The sequence below is a fragment of the Kitasatospora sp. NPDC059817 genome, from assembly GCF_042731835.1.
Classification (GTDB): domain Bacteria; phylum Actinomycetota; class Actinomycetes; order Streptomycetales; family Streptomycetaceae; genus Kitasatospora.
Genome location: NZ_JBHWIR010000099.1, coordinates 11,832 through 27,701 on the forward strand (window position 1 = coordinate 11,832; position 15,870 = coordinate 27,701).

The 15,870-nt window shown below is 74.1% G+C and carries 12 protein-coding genes; 5 read left to right on the plus strand and 7 right to left on the minus strand.

Annotated features, from left to right (window positions below; genetic code table 11):
* Positions 1–129 precede the first annotated feature (129 nt).
* Together ACFV61_RS21330 and ACFV61_RS21335 are read left to right on the plus strand one after the other, a co-directional pair.
* Positions 130–1,647 (plus strand): hypothetical protein, encoded by a 1,518-nt coding sequence (locus tag ACFV61_RS21330; protein ID WP_380493315.1) that lies wholly within the window; start codon positions 130–132, stop codon positions 1,645–1,647.
* Between the two features lie 100 nt (positions 1,648–1,747).
* Complete coding sequence (locus tag ACFV61_RS21335) at positions 1,748–2,227, plus strand: MarR family winged helix-turn-helix transcriptional regulator (protein WP_380493317.1); 480 nt, start codon at positions 1,748–1,750, stop codon at positions 2,225–2,227.
* A gap of 131 nt (positions 2,228–2,358) precedes the next feature.
* Here ACFV61_RS21335 and ACFV61_RS21340 read toward each other — a convergent pair whose 3' ends face one another.
* The 5 genes from ACFV61_RS21340 to ACFV61_RS21360 form a co-directional block, all read right to left on the minus strand.
* On the minus strand, positions 2,359–2,934 hold the full coding sequence (locus tag ACFV61_RS21340) for an ATP/GTP-binding protein (RefSeq protein ID WP_380493319.1): 576 nt from the start codon (positions 2,932–2,934) through the stop codon (positions 2,359–2,361).
* Positions 2,935–2,987: 53 nt separating this feature from the next.
* Positions 2,988–3,368 (minus strand): DUF742 domain-containing protein, encoded by a 381-nt coding sequence (locus ACFV61_RS21345; RefSeq protein ID WP_063349858.1) that lies wholly within the window; start codon positions 3,366–3,368, stop codon positions 2,988–2,990.
* Positions 3,365–3,796, minus strand: a complete 432-nt coding sequence (locus ACFV61_RS21350; protein ID WP_063349859.1) for a roadblock/LC7 domain-containing protein — start codon at positions 3,794–3,796, stop codon at positions 3,365–3,367. The genes ACFV61_RS21345 and ACFV61_RS21350 overlap by 4 nt, the downstream gene beginning before the upstream one ends.
* Positions 3,796–5,937, minus strand: a complete 2,142-nt coding sequence (locus ACFV61_RS21355; protein WP_380493321.1) for an ATP-binding protein — start codon at positions 5,935–5,937, stop codon at positions 3,796–3,798. The genes ACFV61_RS21350 and ACFV61_RS21355 overlap by 1 nt, the downstream gene beginning before the upstream one ends.
* 508 nt (positions 5,938–6,445) lie before the next feature.
* Positions 6,446–7,714, minus strand: coding sequence for an acyl-CoA dehydrogenase family protein (locus ACFV61_RS21360; protein WP_063351508.1), 1,269 nt, complete (start codon positions 7,712–7,714; stop codon positions 6,446–6,448).
* 426 nt (positions 7,715–8,140) lie between these two features.
* Here ACFV61_RS21360 and ACFV61_RS21365 point away from each other — a divergent pair, with 426 nt between their 5' ends.
* The 3 genes from ACFV61_RS21365 to ACFV61_RS21375 all read left to right on the plus strand — a co-directional run bounded on the left by ACFV61_RS21365 (position 8,141) and on the right by ACFV61_RS21375 (position 13,507).
* A complete protein-coding gene (locus ACFV61_RS21365) occupies positions 8,141–9,214 on the plus strand; it encodes a GAF domain-containing protein (protein WP_079135982.1) in 1,074 nt (357 codons plus the stop codon).
* A 227-nt stretch (positions 9,215–9,441) separates the two neighbouring features.
* The gene (locus ACFV61_RS21370; protein WP_380493329.1) at positions 9,442–11,031 is read left to right on the plus strand and encodes a lipase maturation factor family protein; all 1,590 of its coding nucleotides are present in this window, start codon (positions 9,442–9,444) and stop codon (positions 11,029–11,031) included.
* Positions 11,032–11,236: 205 nt separating this feature from the next.
* Positions 11,237–13,507, plus strand: a complete 2,271-nt coding sequence (locus tag ACFV61_RS21375; RefSeq protein ID WP_380493323.1) for a hypothetical protein — start codon at positions 11,237–11,239, stop codon at positions 13,505–13,507.
* A 164-nt stretch (positions 13,508–13,671) separates the two neighbouring features.
* On the opposite strand, the gene ACFV61_RS21380 is transcribed toward ACFV61_RS21375, so the two are convergent.
* Both ACFV61_RS21380 and ACFV61_RS21385 read right to left on the minus strand, forming a co-directional pair.
* Entirely contained in the window at positions 13,672–14,673 is a 1,002-nt protein-coding gene (locus ACFV61_RS21380) for a transglycosylase SLT domain-containing protein (protein ID WP_380493325.1), read from the minus strand.
* A gap of 82 nt (positions 14,674–14,755) precedes the next feature.
* Positions 14,756–15,562, minus strand: coding sequence for a helical backbone metal receptor (locus ACFV61_RS21385; protein ID WP_380493327.1), 807 nt, complete (start codon positions 15,560–15,562; stop codon positions 14,756–14,758).
* Between the last annotated feature and the right edge of the window lie 308 nt (positions 15,563–15,870).

The following is a 15,870-nucleotide window of genomic DNA, read 5'->3' on the forward strand; positions in this document are numbered from 1 at the left end:
CCGGCGGCGCCGCCGCGCGCCCGGCCGCCCCCGGCCAAAAAGAACCCCCCCGGCCCCGCCGCCCCCCCCGCCGCCCCCCCCGGGGGGGGGGGGGGGCCCCCCCCCCCCCCCCCCCGGGCCGGGTGCGCCGTGCTGGCCGCCGGAGTGAGCGGCGCGGGGGCGGTCGCGCAGGCCGAGTTGCTGCGGGCGGCCCACCGGGCGCGGCTGGCGGGGTTGTACCGCCCGGCCGCGGCGGCGGTCGCGGTGGTGACGAGGGTGCGCGCGGCCCGGTCCGGGGCGCCGGACCACCGGCTGGCGGACCTGGTGGCCGGTCTGCGCGAGCTGCTGGACCTCACCACCGCCCTGAGCACCGGCTCCGGCCCGGTCGCCGAACTGCGCGGCACCGCCCGCCAGGCGTACGGCGAGGAGGGCGGTTTGCGGCTGTACGGGCTGTTCACCGAGCCGGTGCTGACGGCCACGCATGCGGGGGTGGTGAGTTGGGCGGTGGACGCCGGGGGCCGGCTCAGCACGGTGGCCGAGGTGATGCCGCACGGTGACGCGGCGGCCGCCGCCCCGCAGGCGGTCGGGGCGGGCAACCGGACGGTCCGGCTGGGGGAGGCCCCGCTCAGCCACCGGGAGTTCAGCCGCGCCGGGCTGGCCGTCCAGGGCGCCACCCGGTCCGCCGCCGGGCGGCTGGGCGCGGGTGCTTCCGTCCGGGCGGTCCGGGCGGCGGGCGCGGCGTGGACGGCGGAGCCGGTGGCCGCACTCTGGGCCGAGCCGGTGGCCGTCCAGGTGGCGCGGGCGCTCGCGGCGGAGTCGCTGCCGTACGAGGGCCGCCCGGCCGGGAGTGACCTGCTGTTCCTGGACGTGACTCTGCTGGGCCCGGCTCCGGCCGGCCCGGGCGGGGCGCCGAGGCTGCTGGCGCGCTGCGAGGGCGGTGCCGACGGTGCCGATGGCGCCGACGGCGGCTTGGTGGTCGGTCTGTGCACGGGGCACGAGCACCCGGGCCTGGCCTTCCGGGCGAACCTCGCACTGCTCGCCACCACGCCCGGCCTGCGGCTGCGGGTGATCGGCCGTCTGGAGCGATCGGACCGTCCGGAGCTTCGCCTGCTCGCGATCGGCACACCCCCGGAGCCCTCGACGGCCCCCGAGGCCCCCGGCCTTCCCTCGCTCGCCGTCCCCGCGGACCGGGCCGACCGGGTCAATCTCGGCCTCGAACGCCTCCAGACCGCCGACCTCCGGACCGTTGACCTCCGGACCACCGACCTCCAGATCGCCACCCCCACCGATGCCGTGCCCGACTTTCCGGCCGGTCTCCCGAGCGAGGCCCCGTACGGTCCGCCCGTCCACGTGCTCGGCCGCCGGGTCGAGCAGGCGGTCACCACCGGGCGCCATGCCCTGGCCCCGAGCGCGGCCACGGCGGCCGCCGACGGGAGCCTGCTGCGCGCCGCCGGGCTGGTGACGGCCGCCGAGCTCCTGGACGCACTGCGGGCTGCCGCGGCCGACCGGCGCCGCGATGTGTTCGGCCGGGTCGTCCCGGACGACCATGACGCCTTCGCCGGGTCCTGGCTGGCGGCCGCCTGCTACACGGAGGAACTGGCCGCCGCGCTCTGCGCCGCCGCCTGGGCCGGGGAGCCCGCCATGGACCGGCATCGAGGGGAGGTATAAGGAAAACTATTTGCATAGACAGCTAATCCGCGTCGGCTGGCATACTTGTCCCAGGGAAGACGTCACGAGACGTGCAGGGAAGTGGAAGGGAAGGCGAGCGATGGGTATCCGCGACGACGCGGCCGAGGTCCGGGCCCGTGGCTGGCGGACTCTCGCCGCGCTGCACGGGCTGATCGACGCGGCGCTGGAGAAGGCGCTGCAGGCGGAGCACCGGCTCTCGGTGGTCGAGTACACGGTGCTGGACGCCCTGTCGCGGCAGGACGGGTGGCACATGCGGATGCAGCAGCTGGCCCGCGCCGCGGCGCTGAGCAGCAGCGCGACGACCCGCCTGGTGACCAGGCTGGAGGACCGTGGGCTGCTCAGCCGCTACCTCTGCGCCGACGACCGGCGCGGGATCTACACCGAGCTGACGCCGGAGGGCCGCAACCTGCTGACGGCCGCCCGCCCGGTGCACGACGCCACCCTGGAGGCGACCCTGGCGCAGGCCGCCGAGGTGCCGGAGCTGGCGCCGCTGGTCCACGCCCTCTCCGGACTCGACGACCCGGCCGGGCTCACCGGCCGCACCCCGACCAACGCCTGAACCTCGACCAACGCCTGAACCTCGACCAACGCCTGAACCCCGACCCCGGCCCCGACCCCGACCTCGACATCAAGTCCGGCGCCGGCCCCGGCGACCCCGCGCGGCCCGCACGGCCCGGACGGCCCGGACGCTCAACGCCGCCTGGCGGACAGGGCGTTGCGGTGCACCTGGTCGAGCAGGGCGAGCAGCAGCTCCTTGCTGGACGCCCGCTCCCGCACGTCGCAGAGCACGATCGGGACCTCGGGGCCGAGGTCGAGGGCGCGCCGGACGTCCTCGGGGCTGGCGTCGCGGCGGCCGTGGAAGCAGTTGACGCCGATCGCGAACGGGATGCCGCGCTGCTCGAAGAAGTCCACGGCGGCGAAGCTGGATTCGAGCCGCCGGGTGTCGGCGAGGACGATCGCTCCGAGGGCGCCGAGCGCGAGGTCGTCCCACATGAACCAGAACCGGAACTGGCCGGGTGTGCCGAACAGGTAGAGCACCAGGTCCTCGCGGACGGTGATCCGCCCGAAGTCCATCGCCACGGTGGTGGTGGACTTGCCCTGGACGCCGTCGAGGCTGTCGACCCCGATGCTGGCGCGGGTCATCCGCTCCTCGGTCTGCAGCGGTTCGATCTCACTGACCGAGCCGACCATGGTGGTCTTGCCGACGCCGAAGCCGCCGGCGACGAGGATCTTGACCGCGCCCGGCACCAGGCTCTGGGTCGTCAATTCGGGTCTCCTGGAGTGGGACTGAGAGGTGCGGGGCGGTCGGGTCCGCCGGGTCAGAGCCGGCGGACGCCCTCGATCACGGCCTGGATCAGCGAGATGTCCGGCGCCTCGGCGAGCTGGACCGGGGCGCGGGTGAGGATCAGCCGGGCCTCGGCGAGGTCGTCGAGCAGCACCTTGACGACGCTGACGGGCAGGTCGAGGGTGGCCGCGATCTCGGCCACGGCCAGCGGGCGTTCGCGGCACAGGTCGAGGATCGCGGCCGGTTCGGGCGTGAGCCGGCTGGTGTCGGTGCGCGGGTCGGAGGTGACCACCAGGGTGATCAGCGCGAATCCGTCACGGACCGGGCCGGTGCGCCCGTTGGTGATCGCGTAGGGGCGGACCAGATGGCCTGCGTCCTTGTCGTAGAACCAGGCCTCCTCGGCGTCGGCGGTCACGCACCGCCACCCGCGCCGGCCTGGCCTGCGTCGCTGCGCGGTGCCGCGGTGAGGTACTGGCCGACCTGCTTGACCAGCATGTTGATCTCGTAGGCCATCAGCCCGGCGTCCACCTGCTCGCTGGTGAGGACGGCGAGCCGGGCGCCCTGCCCGGCGGTGGTGACGAACAGGAACAGCTGGTCCATCTCGACCACGGTCTGCCGGACCCGGCCGCCGTTGAAGCGGTGGCCGGCGCCGCGGGCGAGGCTCTGCAGACCGGAGGCGACGGCGGAGAGGTGTTCGGCGTCGGCCCGGTCGAGGCCCTGGGACATGCCGACCAGCAGGCCGTCCTCGGAGAGGACGATGGCGTGCCGGGTCTCGGGTACCCGCGCCACCAGCTGGTCCAGCAGCCAGTTGAGGTCGCGCGGGGTGTCGGTGTGCTGCGTCATCACTGCTGTTCCTTGGCTTCCTGAACGGCGGAGGCCTCCCAGGCGGCGGAAGGTGCGGCCGGGAGGTGGGGCGCGGCGGGCGCCTGGGGGGCGGTGGGGGTGGTCGGCGCGTCGGGGTCGGCCGCGCGGGCGGTCCGGGTGCCGCGCTGGATGGCGGCCATGGTGGTGCGGGAGCGCTGTGGCGACGGGTCGTCGGCCCTGGCGGCCCGGGTTCCTCCGGTGGCCCCGGTTTGTCCGGCGGCTCCGGTGGCTCCGTGCCAGGGCCCGGCCGGGGGCGGCGGGCCGACCACGGGGGGCAGCATGGCGCCGGGAGCGTGGGCCTCGCGGAGCTGCTCGGCGAGGCTGGCGTTGCGGACCCGCTGCGGCAGGACCCGCGGGGTGCGCAGTTCGCCGTTTGGGCCGTGGTCCGAGTGCTCCTCCTGGGCGGGTCCGTGCGCGGGCGCAGGAGGCTCGGCGGTGGCACCGTCGAAGGGCCCGGTCGTGGGCCCGGCCGTGGTTCCGGCCGGCACGTCCGCAGCACGGCCGTCGGCCGGCGGCCCACCGGGCGGGATGTCGGACGGGACCTCGTACGGGCGCGGGAAGACGGGCCGGGGGACGACCACGGCCCCGGGCAGACCGGGTATCTCGGCGCCGACCGGCAGACCGCCGTTGGCCGGGCCGGGGGCGGTTCCCTCGGCCGGGCCGCCGTCCAGGGGGTACTGGGCGAGCAGTTCGCCGATGATCACACCGCTGCCACCCGCACCAGGAACACCGGGCACCCCGGGACCACCAGGCACCACCAGGCCACTGGCCACACCACCAACCCCGGGCCCGCCGGGCGCACCCGGCTCGGCCCCGGGCGCCGGAGCGCCCGGCCCGGTGCCGATCAGCCCGCCGAGCACTCCGGCGAGCGCGCCGGTCAGCCCCCCGTCCGGACCGCCGGGGTCGTTGCCGCCCGCCGCCCGCACGGGCTCGGGGACAGGGGTCCGGGTGACCCGCGCGCCGGACGGCAGTCCGGCCATGGCGGCCGGCTGTTCGGCCTGCTCCAGCAGCACCGACGGCACCAGCACCACGGCCCGGGTGCCGCCGTAGGGCGAGGGCCGCAGGGTGACCTGGATGTCGTGCCGGGCGGCCAGCCGCGCGACGACGAACAGGCCGAGGCGCAGGTCGTCGCCGAGGGCGGAGACGTCCAGCTCGGGCGGGTTGGCCAGGTAGTCGTTGAGCCGCTCGTACTCGTCCTCGCCCATGCCGAGGCCGCGGTCCTCGACCTCGACCGCCAGGCCCTTGGGGACTTCCTGCGCGGAGACCTGCACCTGGGTGTACGGCGGGGAGAAGGTGGTGCCGTTCTCGATGAGTTCGGCGATCAGGTGGATGACGTCGGCGACGGCCTGTCCGCTGAGTGAGGCGCGCGGCACGCCCTGGACGACGACGCGGGCGTAGTTCTCGGTCTCGGAGACGGCGCTGCGCAGCACGTTGACCATGGGCACGGCGTTGCGCCAGCGCCGGGCGGGCAGGGCGCCGCCGAGGATGACGAGGTTCTCGGCGTTGCGCCGCATCCGGGTGGCGAGGTGGTCGACCGCGAACAGTTCGCGCAGCAGCTCGGGTTCCTCGTGCTCGCGCTCCAGGGCGTCGAGCATGCTGATCTGTCGGTGGATCAGGATCTGGGTGCGGCGGGCGATGTTGAGGAAGACCTTCTTCGTCCCCTCGCGGCCCTGGGCCTGGTGGATGATGGCGGCGACGGCGGCCTGGCGGACGGCGGCGAGGCCGTCGGAGGTCTGCTGGACCTCGTCGCCGGTCCGGCGGGACGGTGACCAGGCGGGCGGTGTGGGTACGGGCTCCCCGGCGCGCAGCCGTCCGACGACCTCGGGGATCTCGTCCTGGGCGAGCGCGAGGGTGTCGGTGCGCAGTGCGCCGAGGCGGGCGGACAGGGCCCGCGCGGTCCGGATGCCGTGGGCCAGGCTGATCAGCAGGACCAGGGCGACGGCGGCGCTTCCGGCGATCAGGGCGGTGCGGTGTTCGGTGCCGCGCAGCAGGTAGGCGGCGTAGCCCCAGGCGGCGGCGAGGCCCAGGCTGGGGACCAGTACGAGGGCGAGGAGCGAGCTGCGGAGCGAGCCGGACCGGCCGGCGCGGTGGGCCGTGCGGGGGGCCGATATGCCTGGCATCTGATTCCTTGTTGCAGGGCCGAGTCGCTGGGCCGAACGGCGGACCGGCCTGTATGCGGTCCGGCCGGGGCTTCAGGGCGCCGCGGCCGGGGTGGCCGGACGGGGTGACGCGGTGTCATCGTCCGGGCGGGGGTGCAGCACGGCCGCCGACGGCAGGAACGCTATCAGTCCCAGGTGCCCTCATCGCAACATCAACTGACGATCTGTGGACGGGTGGTGACGATGGTGGAGGAGTCCGGGGGGAGTGTCCGCCGGCGGAAAGTCGCAGCTCACGTCGGTCGCGGGTGGCGCGTGGACGGCGCGTGGACGGCTCTCCGGGGGCCGGGAGAACCTCCCGGAGAGTCGTCAGGAACAGGTCAAGTCGCCGCCGTGCCGAACGTTCGCCCTCTCGGTTCGGGTGCCCGGCTCCGAGGGTGCCCGGCTCCGAGGGTGCCCGGCTCCAAGGGTGCCCGGCTCCAAGGGTGCCCGGCACCAAGGGTGCCCGGCTCCAAGGGCGCGCAGTACCGATTCAGCCCGCCAGCGGTATCGGTACCACCTGCCCGCCCCCGATGGCCTGCAGCTCCACCGCGGCCTCCCGCTGGGACAGTTCGCTCCACGCCCAGCTCGCCAGGTCGGACAGCTCCGCCGACCACTGCTTGCCGTAGGTGCCGGAGGCGACCTGCCCGAGCCGCAGCCGCTGGACGTCCGAGGTCCCGGCCGGCGGGTAGACGTGGGTGGCGTCGCGCAGGTAGCGCTCGATGCGGAACTCGGCTTGCAGGCCCCGGGCGGCGTGGATCTCCATGGCGTTGCGCGCGGAGTCCAGCGCGTACTCGGTGTTGATGAGTTTGGCGTTCATCAGCTCGGCGTCGCAGGCCTTGCCGTGGTCGAGCAGGTGCGAGGCGTGGTAGGCGGCCAACTTGGCCGTCATCAGCCTGGACTGCATCTCGCCGAGCTTCAGCGCGATGTTGGGCAGTTGGTTGATCGGCTTGCCGTAGAGCACCCGCTCCTCGGCGAAGCGAGCGGTGTCCTGGACGATCGCGGTGTGGATCCCGAGCGCGACGGCGGCGAGGTTGAGCCGGCCGTAGAGGGTGGAGGAGGAGTAGGCGACGTCCAGGCCCTGGCCCTCCAGGCCCAGCCGGTTGCCGACGGGGATGCGGCAGTCCTCGAAGACGATCTCGCCGAAGCTGAAGCCGTGCAGGCCGCTCTGCGAGCCGAGTTCGCCGACGCGGAAGCCGGGGCGCTCGCTCTCGACCAGGAACGCGGACAGGCCCCTGCTGCCCTCGCCGGTGCGGAAGACCACGCCGTGCACGTCGCCGATGTGGGAGTTGCCGACGAACCACTTGCGGCCGTTGAGCACGTACTGGTCGCCCTCGCGGCGGGCGGTGCCGGACATGCCGAGCACGTGGCCGCCGCACTCCGGTTCCGTGACGGCGATGGTCGGCAGCGACTCGCCGGAGGCGAACCTCGGCAGCCACTTGCGCCGTTGGGCGTCCGAGCCGAAGTGGATGACCTTGGCGACTCCGAGCTGTGAGGCCTGCGCCATCGCACCCATGGCGCCGCTGATCCGGGCGAGTTCCTCCACGATGATGGTCTTGGCGAGGTGCCCCAGTCCCAGTCCGCCGAATTCGCGCGGAATGGTCACCCCGATCCAGCCCCGCCGGGCGATCTCCCGCGACAGTTCGAACTCGACGGTCCGTTCGGCCTCCATTCGGGCCACGTGCGGGCGTACCTCCTTCTCCGCGAACTCCCGGACCTCCGCTCGGAGACTCTCGTGGCGCTCGTCGGTGAAGTAGTCCATCGCCATGCTGGGGTCCTCTCTTGTCAGTGGATGTGCCGTGCCTCCGTCCGTGCTGTCGAAGTCGCTCCAGCCGCTCCCCGGGAATGAGTGGGGGTTCGAGGTGGTGGCGGCCGACTGCCCCTTTGCAATCGGTGCATGCGGAACTCGGGGCGTCCTCCCCGGGGTTGGGAATGCCGCCCGTGTCTTCGGCAGGGCTCATTGTCGTATGGGCCTCCTGTGCTGACCCAGAGTCGATCTTGGATTGGCGGAAATCGGCCCGTCCTTACGCTGAGGAGTTTTGCCATGGCTCTGAGTGGGAAGTGATCTTGCCCCGCCGTGGCAACCTGCTGAGCGGCCGCTCACATGCGGCTTTGACTGTCCATCAGCAACGGTGATGAGCCGGACCGGGAGCACCGAACCGCCCGGATGTCTGATTACATGTGCGCCATGACTGATGTGATGAGCACTCAAGGCCAGTTCCCGGGTGCCGCCGGGGAGTCCGAGCGGACCCGCAGGCTGCGCAGCCTTGGTCTCAACGAACCGTCCGCGGACGAGGCCTTCGACCGCTTCGCCCACCTGGCCGCCAGCATCACCCGCGCTCCCATCGCGATGGTCAACTTCATCAACGACGAGCGCCAGATGTTCCGGGGGCTCTACATTCCGCCAAACTCGAACGACGTCGCGGTCGACGAAGGCGCTTCCTGGGCCGATCGGGGCATCGCCTTCGACCTTCCCACCCGTCAGATGCCGCTGAGTCACGGCTTCTGCCCGCATGTCGTCGCCCAGCGGTCCCCCCTCGCGCTCGACGACATCCTCGCCTACCCCCGGTTCTCCGGAAACCCGGTCGTCGACGAACTGGGCGTGCGCGCCTACCTCGGCGCCCCGCTCGTCGACGACACCAACACCGTCATCGGCACCGTCTGCGTCCTCGACCGGGAACCCCGGCAGTGGGGGCGCGAGCGGCTGCGCGACATCCAGCACCTCGCCGAGGCACTGCTCTCCGAGATCCGGCTGCGCGACAACCTGCTCGCCCAGCAGCAGGAGATGTTCGCCGCCTTCGACGGCTCCCCGTTCCCCATCATGCTGACCGACGGCCCCGGTCAGGAGATCCGCTACGCCAACGCCCAGCACGCCGACACCTTCGGCGCCCCGGTGGCGTACGGCGCGATCGGCCTGGCCTACCCGCAGCTCGGCGCCGCCGGCCTCCAGCAGGTCATCGTCGAGGCCTACCACACCGGGCGCAGCACCGTCCTCAACGACGTCCGGATCCAGTCAGGCCGCCCCGACGCCCAGCGCGGCCAGCAGATCTTCAGTTTCACCTGCACCCCGCTGCGGGCCGCGCGCACCGGCCAGGTCAACGGTGTCCTCACCGTCGGCATGGACGTCACCGCGCAGTCCCGCACGGAGGAGGAACTCGGCACGCTGGCCGCCCTGCTGGTCGACCGGCTCCAACAGAACGGTGCCACCCCCGTCGGCCGCCCGGGCATCGCCGGGGAGTCCGGTCTCGTCCTGCCGAGCTGAGCCGCCGACCCGCCGTCCGCGTGCGGCGTCGCCGTCCCCCTCCGCACCACTGCTCGTCGATCCGTACCACCGCGCACCACCCACCACCGTGGCGGGGCGCCTCTCACCCCCGAGGAGAGGCTCCCCGCCACGGTGCCGTCCGGGGGCGGGCCCGAGCGGGTGAACCGTCCCCGCCCGCGCCCCGGCCGCGTCCCGCCCGGCGGCCGCCGATGGTAGGCATGGGCCGCATGGACTGGTTCGCCGCCCCCGACTACTGGTTGAGCCGACTGCTCGTCCAACGCCTGCTCGCCGGCCTCTACCTGATCGGATTCCTCGCCGCCGCCGCACAGTTCCGCGCGCTCATCGGCAGCGACGGCATGCTGCCGGTGCCCCGCTTCACCGCCCGGGTCCCGTTCCGCCACTCGCCCGGACTGTTCCACCTCCACTACAGCGACCGCTTCTTCGCCGCCGTCGCCTGGAGCGGCGCCGCGCTCGCCGCCGCCGTGACCGCCGGACTCGGTGACGCCGTCCCGCTCTGGGCGTCCGTCCTGCTGTGGGCGGTGCTCTGGGGGCTCTACCTCTCGATCGTCAACGTCGGACAGACCTGGTACTCCTTCGGCTGGGAGTCGCTGCTGCTCGAAGCGGGCTTCCTCGCCGCCTTCCTCGGCAACGCCGACACCGCCCCGCCCACCCTGGTGCTCTGGCTGATGCGTTGGCTGGTTTTCCGGGTCGAGTTCGGCGCCGGACTGATCAAACTGCGCGGCGACCGCTGCTGGCGCGACCTCACCTGCCTGCGCTACCACCACGAGACCCAGCCCATGCCCGGACCGCTCAGCTGGTTCTTCCACCACCTGCCCGACCCGCTGCACCGCGTCGAGGTCGCCGCCAACCACTTCGTCCAACTCGTCGTCCCCGTCGGCCTCCTCCTCCCGCAGCCGGTCGCGAGCTACGCCGCCTGCGCCGTCGTCGCCACCCAGCTGTGGCTGATCGCCTCGGGCAACTTCGCCTGGCTCAACTGGCTCACCATCACGCTCGCCCTCGCCGCCGTCGACCCGGCCCGCGTCGGACTGCCCGTCCACGCCCGCGTCCACCCCGCCACGCCCGTCTGGTTCGAGGCGTTGGTGATCGTCCTGACCGCAGCCGTCGCCGTCCTGAGCTACTGGCCGGTCCGCAACCTCGTCTCCCGCCGCCAGGCCATGAACCGCTCCTTCAACCGGCTGCACCTCGTCAACACCTACGGCGCCTTCGGCAGCATCAGCCGCGTCCGCCAGGAGGTCGTCGTCGAAGGCACCGACGAACCGACCCTCACCCCGCACACCGTCTGGCACGAGTACGGCTTCAAGGGCAAACCCGGCGACGTGCGCCGTCTCCCGCGCCAGTACGCCCCCTACCACCTGCGGCTCGACTGGCTGATGTGGTTCGCCGGCATCTCACCCGCCTACGCCCGCCCCTGGTTCCTGCCCTTCATCGCCCGCCTGCTCGCCGGCGATCCCGCCACCCTTCGCCTGCTGCGCCACAACCCCTTTCCCGGCACCCCGCCGACCCACGTCCGGGCGACCCTCTACCTCTACCGGTTCACCAGTTGGCGCGAACTGCGGGAAACCGGCGCATGGTGGCACCGCACCGCGCTCCACGAGTACCTCGCGCCGGTCGACCTCACCACCCTCGGCCGCGCCGGATACCGCCCACCCCTCGGCCGACGGCTCCGCACCGTCCCGCTGGACCGGCCGCAGCGGCCCGGGGCCCGCCCGGAGAGCCCGCCCGCCCGGCCCGACGGCCGTGGGCCCCAGTACCCGTCCGGCCCAACGCCCCACCACCCGTGCGGCCCTCCCGGGTAGCGGCCAGGCGGGGGGTATGGCACACGACACCCGCCCGTCGGGCGGTGGGTGCGTGCAAGGCTCGAACGGGCACCCGTATTCTGGGCGTCCACAACCGGCGGCCCGCCCGCGCGCCCCCCAGCCCCGCCCCCGGGGCACCCCGCGCAACCGGTCCGCCGCCCCCTCGCCGCCAGCCCCGCCGTCGTCGCCCAGAACCGGACCTCACATGACAGTGCTTCACTCGCGCAACGCCGACGCAGCCGACCCGGCGGACGTCGCCGACGCCGCAGACGTCAAGGACCCCCAGGACGCCAAGGCCACCACGGCGGAGACCGACCTCCGCGAGGACCTCGGCCGCTACGCCGAACTCGGGGCCTTCACCCTCACCGCCGACACCCACGCCTGGTACGCGGCCGTCGACACCGTCGCCACCCCCGAGGACGCCCGGGCCGCCTCCACCGCCCTCGCCGAACTGCGCGGCCGCGACCTCCGCCAGACCTGGGACGCCGTCACCGTCCTCGCCGCCGACGCCAAGCTCGACGAACCCGACACCGTCGCCAAGGCCGCACTCCTCGTCGAGATGCTCCAGCGCGTCCACCGCACCTCCGCCACCCTCACCACCGCCGCCTACGACGCCGACCTCGGCGCCCTCGCCGCCGCCACCGCCGACGGCACCTGGCGCCGCGAGAACGGCGTCAAGCTCTCCTGGCTGCGCGCCCGCTCCCTGCGCAAGCAGGCCACGGCCCTCGCCACCGACCGCCGCATCCGCCGCGAGGACCTGCACGAGGCACTCGCCTCCGCCGAGGTCGAACGCCGCGCCTGGGCCGCCCTCGCCCCCGCCGGCACCCTGCCGGTCGTCCCCGCCGACGGCGCCCTGGTCGAGCGCACCGCCCAGGCCTTCGAGGCGATCAACACCGGACTGCGCGGCCTCGCCCGGATGCTCCCCGACCACGACCTCGACGGGCTGGCCTTCGCCGAGCTCGTCGACCTCGTCGAGCGGCTCGCCGCCGACGAGGGCACGCTCTACCGCCTGCCCACCATCCGCGGGCTGCGCACCACCCTTGAGGAGGCCGGCCTCGGCGACCTGCTCGCCGAACTGGCCGCCTCCCGGGCCGACCGCCGCGCCGCCGAAGCCGCGTTCGCCGCCCGCCAGGCCCTGGCCGGCGGCCAGCGCGACGGGCTCGCGGGGGAGGGCAGCGCCGTCGAGGCCTCGCCTTCGGCTCCGGCTCCGGCTTCGGTCGAGGAGACGGTGACCGACGCGGACGTGGACGCGGACGCGGAAGCAGACTCGGGCGACGCTGAGGCTGCGGCCGTGGTCAAGACGGCCGAGGCAGCCGAGGAAGAGGCGACGGAGGAAGCCCCGTCCGCTGTCGTGGTCTCCCTCCCGGCGCCGTCCCCGGCCGCCGACGACCTGGTGGCCGCCGCGACCGCCGCCCTGGCGGAGGCCGCGGAAACCACGGAGGCCGAGGCCGTCGTCGAGGTTCCCGCTGTCGAGGTCGAGGTCGAAGCCGCTGTCGAAGCCAAGGCCGAGGTCGAGCTTGCGGAGGAGGCGCCGGTCCTGGAGGACGCGCCCGTCGTCGAGCCGGAGACGACCGAGGAGGCTGCGGAGCCCGAGACGGTCGCCGAGGCCGACGCGGTCGTGGTTCCCGTGGCAGAGGCGGACGAGCCGGCGGCTGAGGTCGAGCCGATCGCTGAGCCCGCCGTTGTCGTGGAGCCGGTGGCTGAGGTGGAGCCGGCTGCGGAGCCTGCGACGGTCGCCGAGGTCGACGCGGTCGAGGCTCCCGTGGCAGAGGCGGACGAGCCGGTGGCTGAGGTCGAGCCGATCGCTGAGCCCACAGTTGTCGTGGAGCCGGTGGTTGAGGTTGAGGCCGTCGAGGAGGCGCCCGCCGCTGTCGTCGTGGAGCCGGTGGCTGAGGTCGAGCCGATCGCTGAGCCCACAGTTGTCGTGGAGCCGGTGGTCGAGGTTGAGGTCGTCGAGGAGGCGCCCGCCGCTGTCGTCGTGGAGTCGGTCGAAGCGACCGAGGCCATTGAGGACGTGCAGCCGGTGGTCGAGGCCGAGCCGGTCGTTGAGCCCGCCGCTGTTGCGGAGCCGGTGGCTGAGGTCGAGGTCGTCGAGGAGGCGCCCGCCGCTGTTGCGGAGCCGGTGGCTGAGGTCGAGGCCGTCGAGGAGGCGCCCGCTGCTGTGGCGGAGTCGGTGGCCGTGGCCGTGGCCGTGGCCGAGGTCGTCGAGGTCGAGGTCGTCGAGTCCGCGCCCGCCGTCGAGCCCGCGCCCGTCGCCGCCGGGCGGCCCGAGAAGCCGGACTTCACGCCCGGCCGGCCCGTGACCGCCTACTCGGCCGACGAGCTGCTCGCCGTCGTCCGGTGGGTGGACGGTGACGGTGTGGAGCGTACGGAGGAGGAACTGCTGCGGGCGGCGATGAAGGAGCTGGGCTTCGCCCGCCTCGGGCCGCGGATCAAGGAGGCGCTGGGCGCCGCCGTCACCGCCGCGCGGGGCTGACGTACGAGCGGGGAACATCGGCGATGGGGCCGGGACGCGGGGTCGCCGTCCGGGGCCGTCCGCGGTCCCCCGCGGCCCGCGCCCGCCCCCGCCCGGCGCCGGGGCGCGCGGGCCGCGCCCCCCCCCCCCCCCCCTTCCGCTGTCCCGCGCGGGTTCGGGGTTTGTCAGCCCGTCTTGGTCCACGGCTGGCCGGTCATCAGCGCCTTGACGTTGGCCACGTACCCCGGGTTGGGGATGACCAGGCTGCCGACGACCTGGCCGGTGGCCGGGTCGGTGACGGTGTTGTAGTGCACGTTGCCCGCCCCGGCGTTGTACGCGGAGATGACGAGGTCGAGCGGCGGCGTCTTGCCGGTGGCCGGGTCGGGGGAGAGGTCGTACTTGCCGTCGAAGGAGGAGTCGCCGTAGTAGGCGACCAGCCAGTCGAGCAGCTGGGTGCCGAGCTGGACGTTCCCGGGGAGGGTCTTCGCGTCGGAGTTGGTGCCGAACTTGCTGTTCATCCAGCTGATCGTGTTCGGCATGATCTGCATGGTGCCGATCCCGCCGTCGCAGGCGAGGATGCCGGACTGCCAGCCGCTCTCCTGCCAGGCGATCGCCTTGACCAGGTTGACGGGTAGCGGCGGGAGCTTGTCGGTGCCGCCGCTGCTGAGGTTGAGCGTGCGGGCCTGGCCGGCGGCGGTGGCGAGGGCCGCGCCGACGGCCTCCTTGGGCTCGTCGGGCTGGGGCTTGCTGGGCTGGCAGCTGCTCTGCAGCGGCGGGACGTGCGGGGTCGGCGGCGCGGGCGGCGGCGGGGGAGCGACCGGTCCGGGCTTGGCGACCGGCACGGGGGCCACGACGGCGGGCTTGGCGACCGGGGGCGGCGTGGCGGGCGCGGCGGGCGGGCTGCTCGGGGCGCCGGGCTTGGTGCTGGTGGCGGTCGGGGCCGGGGTGGTCGGGGCGGGCTTGCTGGACTTGCTCGCGGACGGGTTCGGGCTGTGGGAGGCGCTGGCCGTCGGGGAGGTGGTCGGCGTAGGGGTGGCGGTCGCGGACGGGCTCGCGCTCGGTGTCTCGGTCGGCGTCCCGGTGGCGGCGACCGCGGTGGTGTCCGGCGCGCTGTTCTGGTGGTTGTCGGCGTGTTTGGTGCCGCAGCCGGCCAGGACGGCCGTCGAGACCGCTGCGGCCGACACCATGACCAGTGCTCTCCGGGATGCGCTCACTGCCACTGTGGTTCCCCCCACTCGTCACCGGCGGGCCCGGTGAGTGGCGGTCATCCTACGATGTGATGTTCATGCCCCCTGTGAACGGGTGGTCCAACGCGTGCGCGAGGACCGTCGGCGCCGTCACCAGGGACGGTCCGTACCAGGTCAGGTGGCGTCCGCTGACCAGCGTCGCCGGGACGCCGGGGAACGCCTCGGGGCCGTCCTGTGCCGTGAAGCGGTACGGCTCGTCCGGGAGGACCACCAACTCGGGTCGGCAGGCGAGCAGTTCGGGCAGCGGAACGGCCGGGTAGCGCTCGGCGTGTCCGGCGTGGACGAGCCGGAGGCCGAGGCGGCGCAGCAGGTCCCCGGCGAAGGTGTCGCGGCCCAGGACCATCCACGGGCGGCGCCAGACCGGAACGATCGCCCGCGGGCCGTCCGGCGGGCGCCGGACCGGGGCCCACGCTGCCTCGGCCTGGTCCAGCCAGTCCGGGCGCGGGAGCGCGCAGGCGGCGGTGAGCAGCCGGTCGAGCGAGCGGAACGCGTCGTCCAGGGTGCGGATGTCGGTGACCCAGACCGGCACGCCGGCCGCCCGCAGCGCGTCCAGGTCGGGGCGCCGGTTCTCCTCGTCGTTGGCGAGGACGAGGTCCGGGGCGAGGGCGAGGATGCCGGGCACGTCCGGGTTCTTGGTGCCGCCGATCCTGGTGACCGCCAGGTCGGCCGGATGGCTGCACCAGTCGGTGGCGCCGACCAGCAGCCCGGGGGCGGTGGCGGCGACCGCCTCGGTCAGCGACGGCACCAGCGACACCACCCGGCGCGGCGGGCGCGGGCCGAACCGGACGGGCAGGTCGAGATCGTCCCGCAGGACGGTGGGATCGGCCATCCGGCCACCCTACGCCGGGGGTCCGCGGACGGGCAGCGGTCGGGCGGCACGGGCATCGGACGGGCGATGGTCGGGCGGCGAACGGGTGGCGGATGGCGGGCGGGCGGACGGCGGGTGAACGGGTGCCGGGCGGTGCGGAAATCCCCGGGAACCCCCCGGGCGGTCCGGCCGACTACCTGGTCCGGGTTCGCACGACGGGCCCCTAGGGCGTGTCTGACAATTCCCGCCGGGCGCGCGACGCCGGGCATCCCGCCTGGACGCACCGGCGAAACGTCCAAGTACGACCCAGTACGAGGACGCTTCGCCGG

Coding starts and splice junctions, on each gene's coding strand:
- ACFV61_RS21335 (WP_380493317.1), top strand. CDS start 1,748: ATGGGTATCCGCGACGACGCGGCCGAGGTCCGGGCCCGTGGCTGGCGG.
- ACFV61_RS21350 (WP_063349859.1), bottom strand. CDS start 3,796: ATGACGCAGCACACCGACACCCCGCGCGACCTCAACTGGCTGCTGGAC.
- ACFV61_RS21355 (WP_380493321.1), bottom strand. CDS start 5,937: ATGCCAGGCATATCGGCCCCCCGCACGGCCCACCGCGCCGGCCGGTCC.
- ACFV61_RS21360 (WP_063351508.1), bottom strand. CDS start 7,714: ATGGACTACTTCACCGACGAGCGCCACGAGAGTCTCCGAGCGGAGGTC.
- ACFV61_RS21365 (WP_079135982.1), top strand. CDS start 8,141: ATGACTGATGTGATGAGCACTCAAGGCCAGTTCCCGGGTGCCGCCGGG.
- ACFV61_RS21370 (WP_380493329.1), top strand. CDS start 9,442: ATGGACTGGTTCGCCGCCCCCGACTACTGGTTGAGCCGACTGCTCGTC.
- ACFV61_RS21375 (WP_380493323.1), top strand. CDS start 11,237: ATGACAGTGCTTCACTCGCGCAACGCCGACGCAGCCGACCCGGCGGAC.
- ACFV61_RS21380 (WP_380493325.1), bottom strand. CDS start 14,673: ATGGTGTCGGCCGCAGCGGTCTCGACGGCCGTCCTGGCCGGCTGCGGC.
- ACFV61_RS21385 (WP_380493327.1), bottom strand. CDS start 15,562: ATGGCCGATCCCACCGTCCTGCGGGACGATCTCGACCTGCCCGTCCGG.